This is a genomic window from Streptomyces uncialis (genome assembly GCF_001905345.1).
In the GTDB taxonomy this organism is placed as follows: Bacteria; Actinomycetota; Actinomycetes; order Streptomycetales; family Streptomycetaceae; genus Streptomyces; species Streptomyces uncialis.
On sequence record NZ_LFBV01000009.1, the window covers coordinates 230,740 to 244,174 of the forward strand.

Annotated in this window: 8 protein-coding genes; 6 read left to right on the plus strand and 2 right to left on the minus strand. The window is 71.6% G+C overall.

All coding sequences use genetic code 11. The annotated features are described in order from the left end of the window. The first annotated feature begins 187 nt into the window (after positions 1-187). Entirely contained in the window at positions 188-3,757 is a 3,570-nt protein-coding gene (gene smc, locus AB852_RS29690) for a chromosome segregation protein SMC (RefSeq protein WP_073793306.1), read from the plus strand. Positions 3,758-3,936: 179 nt separating this feature from the next. Beyond that, a complete protein-coding gene (locus tag AB852_RS29695; protein WP_073793307.1) occupies positions 3,937-5,349 on the plus strand; it encodes a sugar porter family MFS transporter in 1,413 nt (470 codons plus the stop codon). Between the two features lie 126 nt (positions 5,350-5,475). Here AB852_RS29695 and AB852_RS29700 read toward each other — a convergent pair whose 3' ends face one another. Beyond that, positions 5,476-6,717, minus strand: a complete 1,242-nt coding sequence (locus AB852_RS29700) for a GNAT family N-acetyltransferase (RefSeq protein WP_073793308.1) — start codon at positions 6,715-6,717, stop codon at positions 5,476-5,478. A gap of 724 nt (positions 6,718-7,441) precedes the next feature. On the opposite strand from AB852_RS29700, the gene ftsY reads away from it, so the two are divergent. Beyond that, positions 7,442-8,647 (plus strand): signal recognition particle-docking protein FtsY, encoded by a 1,206-nt coding sequence (gene ftsY, locus AB852_RS29705; RefSeq protein WP_073793309.1) that lies wholly within the window; start codon positions 7,442-7,444, stop codon positions 8,645-8,647. A gap of 117 nt (positions 8,648-8,764) precedes the next feature. On the opposite strand, the gene AB852_RS29710 is transcribed toward ftsY, so the two are convergent. Continuing rightward, a complete protein-coding gene (locus AB852_RS29710) occupies positions 8,765-9,436 on the minus strand; it encodes a bifunctional DNA primase/polymerase (RefSeq protein ID WP_073793310.1) in 672 nt (223 codons plus the stop codon). 488 nt (positions 9,437-9,924) lie between these two features. Between AB852_RS29710 and nsdA the strand changes: the two genes are divergently transcribed. The 3 genes from nsdA (at position 9,925) to AB852_RS29725 (ending at position 13,423) form a co-directional block, all read left to right on the plus strand. Further along, a complete protein-coding gene (nsdA, locus tag AB852_RS29715) occupies positions 9,925-11,397 on the plus strand; it encodes a transcriptional repressor NsdA (protein WP_073793311.1) in 1,473 nt (490 codons plus the stop codon). A gap of 344 nt (positions 11,398-11,741) precedes the next feature. Continuing rightward, positions 11,742-13,088, plus strand: a complete 1,347-nt coding sequence (locus tag AB852_RS29720) for an ammonium transporter (RefSeq protein ID WP_073793312.1) — start codon at positions 11,742-11,744, stop codon at positions 13,086-13,088. Further along, a complete protein-coding gene (locus AB852_RS29725; protein ID WP_073793313.1) occupies positions 13,085-13,423 on the plus strand; it encodes a P-II family nitrogen regulator in 339 nt (112 codons plus the stop codon). The genes AB852_RS29720 and AB852_RS29725 overlap by 4 nt, the downstream gene beginning before the upstream one ends. Positions 13,424-13,435 lie beyond the last annotated feature (12 nt).

A 13,435-nucleotide genomic window follows, 5' to 3' on the forward strand; every position in this document is an offset into this window, starting at 1 on the left:
GAAGCACCCGGGCCGTACCGTCCCGCCGGAGGGTCCTTTTCCGTGGCACCCCCTCTCCTTACCGTCTGATGTGCCCTCCGCATTGATCGACGAAACCGGGGGTTCACGCAAGGAGACATAACGGTCCCCGATCGTGACGCACGGCGGTCACCGGACGGGCCGACGCGGGAAGGTAGAGTCCGGCGGCGTGCACCTCAAGGCCCTCACCCTGCGCGGTTTCAAATCCTTCGCGTCCGCGACGACGCTGCGATTCGAACCGGGCATCACCTGCGTCGTCGGACCGAACGGCTCCGGCAAGTCCAATGTCGTCGACGCCCTGAGCTGGGTCATGGGCGAACAGGGCGCGAAGTCCCTGCGCGGCGGCAAGATGGAGGACGTCATCTTCGCCGGGACGACCGGACGCCCCCCGCTGGGCCGCGCCGAGGTCTCCCTCACCATCGACAACTCCGACGGCGCGCTGCCCATCGAGTACGCCGAGGTCACCCTCACCCGGATCATGTTCCGCAACGGCGGCAGCGAGTACCAGATCAACGGCGACACCTGCCGGCTGCTGGACTTCCAGGAACTGCTGTCCGACTCCGGTATCGGCCGCGAGATGCATGTCATCGTCGGCCAGGGGCAGCTCGACTCCGTGCTGCACGCCGACCCGATGGGCCGCCGCGCCTTCATCGAGGAGGCCGCCGGAGTCCTCAAGCATCGCAAGCGCAAGGAGAAGGCGCTGCGCAAGCTCGACGCGATGCGCGCCAACCTCGCCCGCGTCCAGGACCTCACCGACGAACTGCGCCGCCAGCTCAAGCCGCTGGGACGGCAGGCCGCGGTCGCCCGGCGCGCCGCCGTCATCCAGGCCGATCTGCGGGACGCGCGGCTGCGGCTGCTCGCGGACGACCTGGTGCGGCTGCGCGAGGCGCTGCGTACCGAGATCGCGGACGAGGCCGAACTGAAGCGCCGCAAGGAGAGCGCCGAGGCCGAACTGAAGGCGGCCGCCGCCCGCGAGGAGGACCTGGAGGACCAGGTCCGGCGGCTCACCCCCCGCCTCCAGCGTGCCCAGCAGACCCTGTTCGACCTCTCCCGGCTCACCGAACGCGTCCGTGGCACCGTCTCCCTCGCCGACGCCCGGGTCACCAGCGCCACCTCCGCCCCGCCCGACGAGCGGCGCGGCCGGGACCCCGAGGACATGGAACGTGAGGCCGCCCGCGTCCGCGAACAGGAGGCCGAACTCAACGCCGCCCTCGAAGCCGCCGCGTTCGCGCTGGAGGACACCATCACCCACCGCGCCGCACTGGAACGCGCCCTGACCGACGAGGAACGCCGTCTCAAGGACGTCGCCCGCGCCATCGCGGACCGCCGCGAAGGGCTCGCCCGGCTCAGCGGCCAGGTCGCCGCCGCCCGCAGCCGCGCCGCCTCAGCCCAGGCCGAGATCGACCGGCTGGCCACCGCCCGCGACGCCGCGCAGGAACGCTCCGCCACCGCCCAGGCCGAGTACGAGAACCTGAAGGCCGAGGTCGACGGACTCGACGCGGGCGACGAGGAACTCGGCCACCGCTACGAGGACGCCAAGGCCGAGCTCGCCGCCGCCGACACCGCGCTCACCACCGCCCGCGAGGCCGCCACCGCCGTCGAACGCCGCCGCGCCGCCGTCGCCGCCCGCCATGAGGCACTGTCCCTCGGACTGCGCCGCAAGGACGGCACCGGAGCACTGCTCGCCGCCCGGGACAGCCTCACCGGACTGCTCGGCCCCGCCGCCGAACTCCTCACCGTCACCCCCGGTCACGAGGTCGCCGTCGCCGCCGCGTTCGGCGCCGCCGCCGACGCCGTCGCCATGACCTCCACCGCACAGGCCGCCGAGGCCATCCGGCGACTGCGCAAACAGGACGGCGGCCGGGCGTCGATACTGCTCACCCACGCCCCGGACCCGGACCCCGACCCCGTCCCGGCGGGCCGGCACCCGCCGCGCGCCGCCGATCTGGTGCGCGGCCCCGAGGAACTGATGCCCGCCGTCCGGCGGCTGCTGCGCGGCTTCGTCGTCGTCGGCACCCTGGAGGACGCCGAGGACCTCGTCCACGCGCGGCCCGCGCTGACCGCCGTCACCGCCGAGGGCGATCTGCTGAGCGCCCACTTCGCGCACGGCGGTTCGGCCGGGGCACCCAGCCTGCTCGAAGTACAGGCGTCCGTGGACGAGGCGGCGGCCGAGCTCACCGAGCTGGAACAGCGCTGCGCCGCACTCGCCGACGAGCAGCGCACCGCCGGGGAACTGCGCCGCACCCACGCCGCCCGGGCCGAGGAACTGGACACCCTGCGGCGCACCGCGGACCGCGCCCGGTCGTCGGTCGCCCAGCGGCTCGGAGCGCTCGCCGGGCAGGCGCGCGGCGCCGCCGGGGAGGCCGACCGCGCCCGGGCCGCCGCCGAGGCGGCCCAGGAGGCGCTGGAGCAGGCACTCATGGACGTCGAGGAACGGGCCGAACGGCTCGTCGTCGCCGAGGAGAGCGCGGCCGTCGCCGACGAGGGCGAGGAACCCGACACCTCGGTACGCGACCGGCTCGCCGCCGACGGCGCCAACGCCCGGCAGACCGAGATGGAGGCCCGCCTCCAGCTGCGCACCCATGAGGAACGGGTCAAGGCGCTCGCGGGCCGGGCCGACGGCCTGGACCGGGCCGCCCGCGCCGAACGCGAGGCCCGGACCCGTGCCGAGCAGCGGGTGGCGCGGCTGCGGCACGAGGCGGCCGTCGCCGCCGCCGTCGCCTCCGGCGCCCGGCAGCTCCTCGCGCACGCCGAGGTGTCCCTGCTGCGCGCCGAGGCCGAGCAGTCCGCCGCCGGGAGCGCCAAGGCCGTCCGCGAGCGGGACCTGGCCGCCGCCCGGGACACCGGCCGGGTACTGAAGGCGGAACTCGACAAGCTGACCGACTCGGTGCACCGGGGCGAGGTGCTGGGCGCCGAGAAGCGGATGCGGATCGAGCAGCTGGAGACGAAGGCGCTGGAGGAACTGGGCGTCGAGCCCGCCGGGCTGATCGCGGAGTACGGGCCCGACCAGCCCGTGCCGCCGTCGCCGCCCGCCGACGGCGAGGAACTGCCCGAGGACCCCGCGCACCCCCGCAACCAGCCGCTGCCGTTCGACCGGGCCGGGCAGGAGAAGCGGCTGCGGGCCGCCGAGCGGGCGTATCAGCAGCTGGGGAAGGTCAATCCGCTGGCGCTGGAGGAGTTCGCGGCGCTGGAGGAACGCCATCAGTTCCTCAGCGAACAGCTGGAGGACCTCAAGAAGACCCGTACCGATCTGCTCCAGGTCGTCAAGGAGGTCGACGAGCGGGTCGAACAGGTGTTCACCGAGGCGTACCGGGACACCGCGCGTGAGTTCGAGGGGGTCTTCTCCCGGCTGTTCCCCGGCGGCGAGGGGCGGCTGGTCCTCACCGACCCGGACAACATGCTGACCACCGGGATCGATGTCGAGGCCCGGCCCCCGGGCAAGAAGGTCAAGCGGCTGTCGCTGCTGTCCGGCGGTGAGCGGTCCCTGACGGCCGTGGCGCTGCTCGTGTCCATCTTCAAGGCCCGGCCGAGTCCCTTCTATGTGATGGACGAGGTCGAGGCCGCCCTGGACGACACCAACCTCCAGCGGCTCATCCGGCTCATGCAGGAGCTCCAGGAGGCGTCCCAGCTCATCGTCATCACGCACCAGAAGCGGACGATGGAGGTCGCGGACGCGCTGTACGGGGTGTCGATGCAGGGCGACGGGGTCTCCAAGGTGATCAGCCAGCGGCTGCGCTGAACCTCCGCCCGGCCGGCCGGCGCACCGGTGTGGCCGCGCGCGTCCGGGGTATCCGGTCACCCCATGGAGTGAGGCGGCGTCACCTTCCGGTGGCACGCGGGTTCCTCCGGTGGTGGGCCGTGTGCGCCTGTGCGCCACTGGAAGGGCCCGCCCCGCCCCGGTGGCCCGAGGAGTGATACGTGACCAGTACACCGAGCGCGTCCGGAGCGCGTGAAGCCCATCCCGACAATCTCGGGCATGTCATCTTCATCGCGGCGTCGGCGGCGATGGGCGGATTCCTGTTCGGCTACGACAGCTCCGTCATCAACGGCGCGGTCGAGGCGATCCGCAGCCGCTACGACATCGGGTCCGCCGCGCTCGCCCAGGTCATCGCGATCGCGCTGATCGGCTGTGCGATCGGCGCGGCCACGGCGGGCCGGATCGCGGACCGCATCGGCCGTATCCGCTGCATGCAGATCGCGGCGGTGCTGTTCCTGGTCAGCGCCATCGGCTCGGCGCTGCCGTTCGCCCTGTACGACCTGGCGTTCTGGCGGATCGTCGGCGGCTTCGCGATCGGCATGGCCTCCGTGATCGGCCCCGCGTACATCGCGGAGGTGTCCCCGCCCGCGTACCGGGGACGGCTCGGCTCCTTCCAGCAGGCGGCGATCGTCGTCGGCATCGCCATGTCCCAGCTGGTCAACTGGGGCATCCTCCAGGCCGCCGGCGGCGACCAGCGCGGCGAGGTCCTGGGGCTGGAGGCCTGGCAGGTGATGCTGGGTGTGATGGTCGTACCGGCCGCGCTGTACGGGATGCTGTCGTTCGCCATCCCCGAGTCGCCGCGCTATCTGGTCTCGGCGGGCAAGGACGAACGCGCCCGCGCGGTGCTGCGCGAGGTCGAGGGCGAGCATGTCGACCTCGACGCCCGGGTCGCGGAGATCCAGGAGAATCTGCACCGGGAGCACAAGCCGACGTTCAAGGATCTACTGGGCGGACGGTTCTGGTTCCTGCCGATCGTCTGGGTCGGTATCGGTCTCTCCGCGTTCCAGCAGCTCGTCGGCATCAATGTCGCGTTCTACTACTCGTCGACCCTGTGGCAGTCGGTCGGCGTCAATCCGACGGACTCGTTCTTCTACTCCTTCACCACATCGATCATCAACATCATCGGTACGGTCGTCGCGATGATCTTCGTGGACCGGGTCGGCCGCAGGCCGCTGGCCCTGATCGGCTCGGTCGGTATGTGTATCGGACTCGCCCTGGAGGCATGGGCGTTCAGCTACGACCTGGTGGACGGCAAGCTGCCCGCCACCCAGGGCTGGGTGGCGCTGATCGCCGCCCACTGGTTCGTGTTCTTCTTCGCGATGTCCTGGGGCGTCGTCGTCTGGGTCTTCCTCGGCGAGATGTTCCCCAACCGCATCCGCGCGGCGGCGCTCGGTGTCGCCGCCTCCGCGCAGTGGATCGCCAACTGGGCCATCACCGCGAGCTTCCCGTCGCTCGCCGACTGGAACCTGTCCGCCACCTACATCATCTACGCCTGCTTCGCCGCGCTCTCCATCCCCTTCGTCCTCAAATTCGTCAAGGAGACCAAGGGCAAGGCCCTGGAGGAGATGGGCTGAACCCGGTGCGGTTCCCGTTCCTGTTCCCGTTCGCCCGGTGCGGGGTCCCGTCGCGGGTGCGTTGCCGTCCGTGGGTGGCGAGGCGCCCCGCGCGGCCGGGTGGACGGCTCGCGCGGGGGCCGGGGCTCAGAACTCGTCCGTGGTGTGCGGCAGCAGTTCGGTACGGGACGCCTGGCCCAGCAGGGCCGCGGCACCCGGCCGGTGCTCCTCGACCAGCCCCGCCCGCACCAGCTCCGCGGGGTCCGTGCCACCGAGGTAGCAGGCGGCCAGCTCCCGGACGTCGAGGGTGAGGTCCGGCGCGTCGTCCGTACGGGTCACCTCGGCGCGGTGGGCGCCCCCGGCGTCCGGCTTCGCCGTCAGACGGTAGCGGCTCGCGTTCCGCGGCACCCCCGCGTCGGTGACCTCCAGCACCAGGTCCACCGGCGCCGACCAGGTCCGGCCGGTCAGCGCGGCCGGGACGTCGACCAGCCGCAGCCACAGGCCGGGGAACTCCCGGGTGACGTCCACCTGGTCGCGGTCGCCCGCGAATCGCAGCAGCGGATCGTCCAGCGGGCGGCCCCACGCCCGTACCTTGTCGGCCAGGTCGATCGACGCGGTGTAGCGCCACAGGGCGGCGGCCACCTCCGGGGACTCGGCCTCCAGCTCCTCGACATGCGCCGTGCCCCGGCCCTCGTCGTCGGTCTTCGTGCGGTACACGACATAACCGGCCGGGGGTTCGCCCGGGTCGCCCAGGACCACCACCCGGGGCTCCGACATCTCGTCGTCCTCCTCGAACGTCTCCGGCAGCACCTGGGTACGCCACCACCAGTCGTCCCGGGCCACCCGGCCGGCGCGGTCCCGGCGGGCCGCCTCGTGGCGGGGCGTGATCACCGGGGCCGCCGACGCGAAGGGGAGCAGCCGCAGGGGCCGCTCGTCCGGGGTGATCCGCAGGTCCAGGGGATGGGTGGCGTCGATGGTCACCGTGTACGAGTGGGTCGCCGGGTCGAAGCCGAAGCGGCCGTAGATGGCCGCCTCCGACACCCACAGCGAGGCCAGGGGTACGCCGCGGTCGGCGCAGCGGCGGAACAGTTCGGCGATCATGCCGCTGAGTACGCCCCGTCGGCGGTGCGTGGGGGCCACGGAGACGAAGGTGACGCCGGCGGCGGGGAGCGTGCCGCCCGGTACGGACAGGTCCAGCGGGTGGGCCGCCAGCAGGCCCACGAGGTCGTCGCCCTCGTACGCGCCGACGCGGTCGCAGTGGAGCAGGACATCGCGGTGGGATTCCCGGGTGTCGTCCTCCGGGGCCTTCTCCAGGAACACGAGGTAGTGCAGGTCCAGTGCCGTTTGCACGTCTGCCTCGGGGATGGTGCGGTACTCCATGGCGGTCATTCCCCGACGCTAACCCGGTGCCCCGGGGTGGGTCATTCGGGTTTTTTCTCTGTGGGGCGGTTCCTCGCCCCCCTGGGTTTCCTGTGCGGGGCGTACTTCGTTCCTGTGCCGTCGCTCGTGGGTTTCGCGCAGTTCCCCGCGCCCCTTTGGGGCGCGTTCTGCTTGTTCTTCGGGTCGGTGCCGGTCGGGATTCTCCGTCCTCGATCCGACACGCTCGGTAACACGTCCAGTGACCCGACTGAAGAGCATCGGAGTCTGCGGGCAGAGATTCCCGCCCACCCCCTCCCGCAGCACCGCGACCGCGAGAGGAGAGGAGCGCCCCTTCAGGGGCGCGGGGAACTGCGCAAAAGACGAGAACCGGCCCGCACCCGAGGAGCGACAGCAAGGGGGCACCACCCAGGGGCGCGGGGAACTGCGCACCCACGGACAACCTGTGCAGGAACGAGTGCGCTCAGCCGGACAGACCTAGGAAGCGCAAGCGAAGGCGACCCGCGGGGAACTGCGCAAAAACGAGGGCCGACCCGCACCCGAAGGGCGACCGCAAGGGGGCAGCACCTCAGGGGCGCGGGGAACTGCGCACCCACGGACAACCCGCACGGGGACAAGTGCGCTCAGCCGGACAGACCTAGGAAGCGCAAGCGAAGGCGACCCGCACGGGGACAAGTACGCCCAGCGACCCGTCAAGGCGCCCCCGCCAGAACCCGTGGATGATACTGGGTGGGTTATGGAAATCGTCATCCTCGCCGTAGTCATCGCCGTGGTCGCGCTAGGGACCATCGGCGGACTCATCATCGGCAGCCGCCGCAAGAAGCCCCTGCCCCCGCCGCCGCCCACCACGCCCGACATCACCGCCCCTCCGGCCGAGCCGCGTGTCGGCGAAGAGGCCGGGACGCCCCGGGACGAACCCCGCCGCACCATCGAGGAGGTCGACCTCCCGGGCGCCCCCGCGGAGCCCGGCACCCAGGCCCCGCCCGCCGTCGAGGCGGCGCCCGAGGTCGAGGTACCCGAGCCCGCCGCCGGACGCCTCGTCCGGCTCCGGACCCGGCTGTCCCGCTCCCAGAACGCGCTGGGCAAGGGCCTGCTGGCCCTGCTGTCCCGTGAGCACCTGGACGAGGACACCTGGGAGGAGATCGAGGACACCCTTCTCACCGCCGACGTGGGCGTCCAGCCCACGCAGGAACTGGTGGAGCGGCTGCGCGAGCGGGTCAAGGTCCTCGGCACCCGTACCCCGGACGAGCTGCGCACCCTGCTGCGCGAGGAGCTGCTGACCCTCCTCGTTCCCGAATTCGACCGCGCGGTCAACACCGACTCGGGTCTCGACACCCCCGGCATCGTGATGGTCGTCGGGGTCAACGGCACCGGCAAGACCACCACCACCGGCAAGCTCGCCCGGGTCCTCGTCGCCGACGGCAAGCACGTCCTGCTGGGCGCGGCCGACACCTTCCGGGCCGCCGCCGCCGATCAGCTCCAGACCTGGGGCGACCGCGTCGGCGCCCGTACCGTGCGCGGCCCCGAGGGCGGTGACCCCGCGTCCATCGCGTTCGACGCCGTCAAGGAGGGCATCCAGACCGGCGCCGATGTCGTCCTCATCGACACCGCCGGGCGGCTGCACACCAAGACCGGGCTGATGGACGAGCTCGGCAAGGTCAAGCGCGTCATCGAGAAGCACGCGCCGCTCGACGAGGTGCTGCTCGTCCTCGACGCGACGACCGGGCAGAACGGCCTCGTCCAGGCCCGTGTCTTCGCGGAGGTCGTGGACATCACCGGCATCGTGCTGACCAAGCTCGACGGGACCGCGAAGGGCGGCATCGTCATCGCGGTGCAGCGTGAGCTCGGCGTCCCCGTGAAGCTCGTCGGCCTCGGCGAGGGCGCGGACGACCTCGCCCCCTTCGAACCCGAGGCGTTCGTGGATGCGCTTATCGGGGAGTAGCCCGGACCGGGCGGCGTGCCGGGCACGCCGCCACCGGGCGGGTGCCGGACCACCGGGTCCGGCGGTATCGGGTACCGGCCACCATGGCCGCCCCGGTCCGCCGGGCCCTTCGTACGTTCAGGGGCGGGAGCGATGGGCCGCGTAGGCGAGGACGCCCAGCAGCAGACGGGCCTCCGGGGGACCGGTGGCCGAGTCCAGGGCGGGGGCCCGCAGCCAGCGGACGGCACCGAGGCCGCCGCGGTCCGACGGGGGCGCCGTGATGTGGTCGCCCTCGCCGAGTGCGCGCAGATCGAGTGCCGCGCCGTCCCAGCCCGTCCGGTACAGCAGCTTGGGCAGCCCCGCCGCGGCGCCCGGCGCGACGAGGAACTGCGCGCGGCCGTCGGGGGTCGCCGTGACGGGTCCCAGCGGCAGGCCCATCCGCTCCAGCCGCACCAGCGCGCGGCGCCCCGCCGTGACACCGACCTCCAGGACGTCGAAGGCGCGGCCCACGGGCAGCATCACCGTGGCGGCCGGGAACCGTTCCCAGGCCCGCGCGACCTGGTCGAGGGTGGCCCCGGCGGGGATCACCGGGGCGAGGTCCAGGGGATGCGCGCCGGGTTCCGCGCAGCGCGCCCCGCCGTCCCCGCCGGTCCGTCCGCAGGAGCAGCGCCCCGACGAGAGCCGGGCACCAGGTACGACGTCCCAGCCGCGCAGTCCGGTGAACTCAGCGGCCGCGGTGCACTCACTGGTGCGTCCGCGGCGGCGTGAACCCGACCGGATGTCACGGATGCCGCCGATCGTGAAGTCCATGCCTCCTCCAACAGTTCCGGCGCGCCGGTGGTTACGACGTCACGGTCAAGCATCGATCACGATATGGATGCGTACGGTGACCGTACGTTTGCCTCGGCCCCGCCACTCAAGGATGGTGACGGCGCTCGGAAGCATTTCGGGTGGCGCACCGGGATTCACGCGCTCCGGCGTGCATCACTTCGTCCGGCGCGGTCGTTTCTGCGTCAAGTCAAGCGTGTGAAAAGGCAGTCGGGTTCATTCGAAGGGGTGGCGAATGGTGGCGTTTCCCCGATCGGCCTCGCGAAATGGGTGATCGTAGGATTACTTTCGGTGCATGAACCCTGGGAGGTTCCGTGCCCGCGGGAGTGACGCGGACGAGCCGGATTCCCGTTCGACGGGTGACAAGCACCGGACAAGCAGCTGTGACGCACGGCATGCTGATAGGGCTTGACCAGAACTGTGCACGGACGACGTGACGGGCAGACTGCATGACGGATGGGGGCGTTCCGGTGGGCGGCAACGGCGAGGGCGGTTCGAACGCTGAGAAGCGTCCGAACGAGATGCTGGGCTCGTGGTTCACCCGAAGCGGGTGGTCCAAGGGTGAACTGGCGCGCCAGGTCAACCGCAGAGCACGGCAGTTGGGCGCGAACCACATCTCCACGGACACCTCCAGGGTCCGCCGCTGGCTCGACGGCGAGAACCCGCGCGAGCCGATCCCGCGCATCCTCTCCGAGCTGTTCTCGGAGCGCTTCGGCTGTGTCGTCGCCGTCGAGGACCTCGGGCTGCGCGCCCCCCACCAGTCGCCCTCGGTCTCCGGGGTGGACCTGCCGTGGACGGCGCCCCAGACCGTCGCCCTGATCGGTGAGTTCTCCCGCAGCGATCTGATGCTCGCCCGGCGCGGCTTCCTCGGCACCTCGCTGGCGCTGTCCGCCGGTCCCGCCCTCATCGAACCCATGCAGCGGTGGCTGGTGCCCTCGCCCGGTGCCCAGCGCACCGAACCCGACCCCGCGTCGCTGCGCCGGGGCAACCGGCTGTCCCAGCCGGAGCTCGACCTGCTGGAGTCCACCACGGTGATGTTCCGCCAGTGGGACGCCCAGTGCGGGGGCGGGCTGCGCCGCAAGGCCGTCGTCGGGCAGCTCCACGAGGTCACCGACCTGCTCCAGGAGCCGCAGCCGGAGGCCACCAGCAAACGGCTCTTCAAGGTCGCCGCCGAACTCGCCGAACTGGCCGGCTGGATGAGCTACGACGTGGGTCTCCAGCCCACCGCCCAGAAGTACTTCGTGCTCGCCCTGCACGCGGCGAAGGAGGCGGGGGACAAGCCCCTCGGCTCGTACATCCTGTCCAGCATGAGCCGCCAGATGATCCACCTCGGCCGCCCCGACGACGCCCTGGAACTCATCCACCTCGCCCAGTACGGCAGCCGGGAGAGCGCCGGTTCGCGTACCCAGGCGATGCTGTATGCGATGGAGGCCCGCGCGTACGCCAACATGGGCCAGCCGGGCAAGGTCAAGCGGGCCGTACGGATGGCCGAGGAGAGCTTCTCCGACGCCCAGGAGGGCGACGAGAACGAACCCGACTGGATCGGCTTCTTCACCGAGGCCGAGCTCAACGGCGAGAACGCGCACTCGTTCCGCGATCTCGCGTACGTCGCCGGGCGCAGCCCCACGTACGCCGCGCTCGCGGAGCCGGTGATGAGCCGGGCCGTGGAGCTGTTCGCGCAGGACAAGGACCACCAGCGGTCGTACGCGCTGAACCTCATTGGGATGGCCACGGTGCATCTGCTCCAGAAGGAGCCGGAGCAGAGCGCGCGGCTGGCCGGGGACGCGCTGGGGGTGGCCCGCAGCGTGCGGTCCGAGCGGGTGAACACACGTATCCGCAAGACCGTGGACACGGCCGTGCGGGAGTACGGGCATCTGCCGGAGGTGGTCGAGCTGACCGAGCGGCTCGCTGTGCAGCTGCCTGAGAGCGCGGAAGCCGTGTGACGGTTGCCTGAGCGGTCTTCGTCCCCGGGTCGCCCTTGGTGGCGGCCCGGGTTTCCTGCGCTGGGCGTGCTTGTGCCTGTGCGGGGCACCTTCGCTCGCGCGGCTGGGTTCGCGGGTGCTGGGCGTACTTGTGCCTGTGCGGGGTGTTCATGTGGGTGTAACACCTGTGGGGGGTTCGTCACCGGCGGGAAACACGGGGTGGCGGTGGTGGAAACGGGGCTGCGTCAGCCTCTGGCCTAGGGGGACGACCGGCCGCGAGGGCCGGATGTCCGGCCCCGGCCACCCCTCACACCACCCTCAGCCTCCGCCCGCTCGGGGCCCGTACCCACCACGAGGAGACGCCGATGCCCCCAGGCATCACGCTCGCCGCAGACGCCCCGGCGCTGTCTGCCGCCAACACCGGCTTCATGCTCATCTGCTCCGCCCTGGTGATGCTGATGACGCCCGCGCTGGCCTTCTTCTACGGAGGAATGGTCCGCGTCAAGTCCACCCTCAACATGCTGATGATGAGCTTCATCAGCCTCGGCATCGTCACCGTCCTGTGGGTGCTGTACGGCTTCTCCATGGCGTTCGGCACGGACACCGGCGGTCTGATCGGCTGGTCCTCCGACTACGTCGGCCTCAGCGGGATCGGGCTGACCGAGCTGTGGGACGGCTACACCGTCCCCGTGTACGTCTTCGCCGTCTTCCAGCTGATGTTCGCGGTGCTCACCCCGGCCCTGATCAGCGGAGCGCTCGCCGACCGGGTCAAGTTCGGGGCCTGGGCGCTGTTCGTGGCGCTGTGGGCGACCGTCGTGTACTTCCCCGTCGCGCACTGGGTGTGGGGCACCGGCGGCTGGGCCTTCGAGATGGGCGTCATCGACTTCGCGGGCGGTACCGCCGTCCACATCAACGCGGGTGCCGCCGCCCTCGGTGTGATCCTCGTGATCGGCAAGCGGGTCGGCTTCAAGAAGGACCCGATGCGTCCGCACTCCCTGCCGCTGGTGATGCTCGGCGCGGGACTGCTGTGGTTCGGCTGGTTCGGCTTCAACGCGGGCTCCTGGCTCGGCAACGACGACGGCGTCGGCGCGCTGATGTTCCTGAACACCCAGGTCGCCACCGCCGCCGCGATGCTCGCCTGGCTGCTCTACGAGAAGATCCGCCACGGCGCCTTCACCACACTGGGCGCCGCCTCCGGCGCGGTCGCCGGACTCGTCGCGATCACCCCGGCAGGCGGCTCCAGCTCCCCGCTCGGCTCCCTCGCCATCGGCGCGATCGCCGGACTGCTGTGCGCCATGGCCGTCGGGCTGAAGTACCGCTTCGGGTACGACGACTCCCTCGACGTCATCGGTGTCCACCTCGTCGGCGGTATCGCCGGATCGGTCCTCATCGGCTTCTTCGCCACCGGCGGCGGACAGTCCGAGGTCAAGGGGCTCCTGTACGGGGGCGGCCTGGACCAGCTGTGGAAGCAGCTCGCCGGGGTCGGCGGGGTGCTCGCGTACTCTCTCGTCGCGTCCGCCGTGCTGGCCTTCCTGCTCGACCGGACCATCGGGATGCGGGTCCCCGAGGACGTCGAGGTCTCCGGGATCGACCAGACCGAGCACGCGGAGACCGCGTACGACTTCAGCGGCGCCGGTGGCGGCACCGTCAGCCGCGCCGCCGCGCCCCTCCCGGTGAACGACCCCGTCCGGAACAAGAAGGTGGACGCATGAAGCTCATCACCGCCGTCGTCAAGCCCTACCGCCTCGACGAGATCAAGGAAGCGCTCCAGGCGTTCGGCGTGCACGGCCTGACCGTCACCGAGGCCAGCGGATACGGCCGCCAGCGCGGTCACACCGAGGTCTACCGGGGCGCCGAGTACACCGTCGACCTCGTCCCCAAGATCCGTATCGAGGTGCTGGTCGAGGACGACGACGCCGAACAGCTCATCGAGGTCATCGTCAAGGCCGCCCGCACCGGCAAGATCGGTGACGGCAAGGTCTGGTCGCTGCCCGTCGAGACCGCCGTACGGGTCAGGACCGGCGAACGGGGACCGGACGCCCTCTGACCGGACGTCCGC

What these genes read in the sequence shown, in the direction of transcription:
- AB852_RS29710 (WP_073793310.1), bottom strand. Translation starts at nt 9,436, where the DNA reads ATGGACTTCACGATCGGCGGCATCCGTGACATCCGGTCGGGTTCACGC.
- ftsY (WP_073793309.1), top strand. Translation starts at nt 7,442, where the DNA reads ATGGAAATCGTCATCCTCGCCGTAGTCATCGCCGTGGTCGCGCTAGGG.
- AB852_RS29720 (WP_073793312.1), top strand. Translation starts at nt 11,742, where the DNA reads ATGCCCCCAGGCATCACGCTCGCCGCAGACGCCCCGGCGCTGTCTGCC.
- AB852_RS29725 (WP_073793313.1), top strand. Translation starts at nt 13,085, where the DNA reads ATGAAGCTCATCACCGCCGTCGTCAAGCCCTACCGCCTCGACGAGATC.
- AB852_RS29700 (WP_073793308.1), bottom strand. Translation starts at nt 6,717, where the DNA reads ATGACCGCCATGGAGTACCGCACCATCCCCGAGGCAGACGTGCAAACG.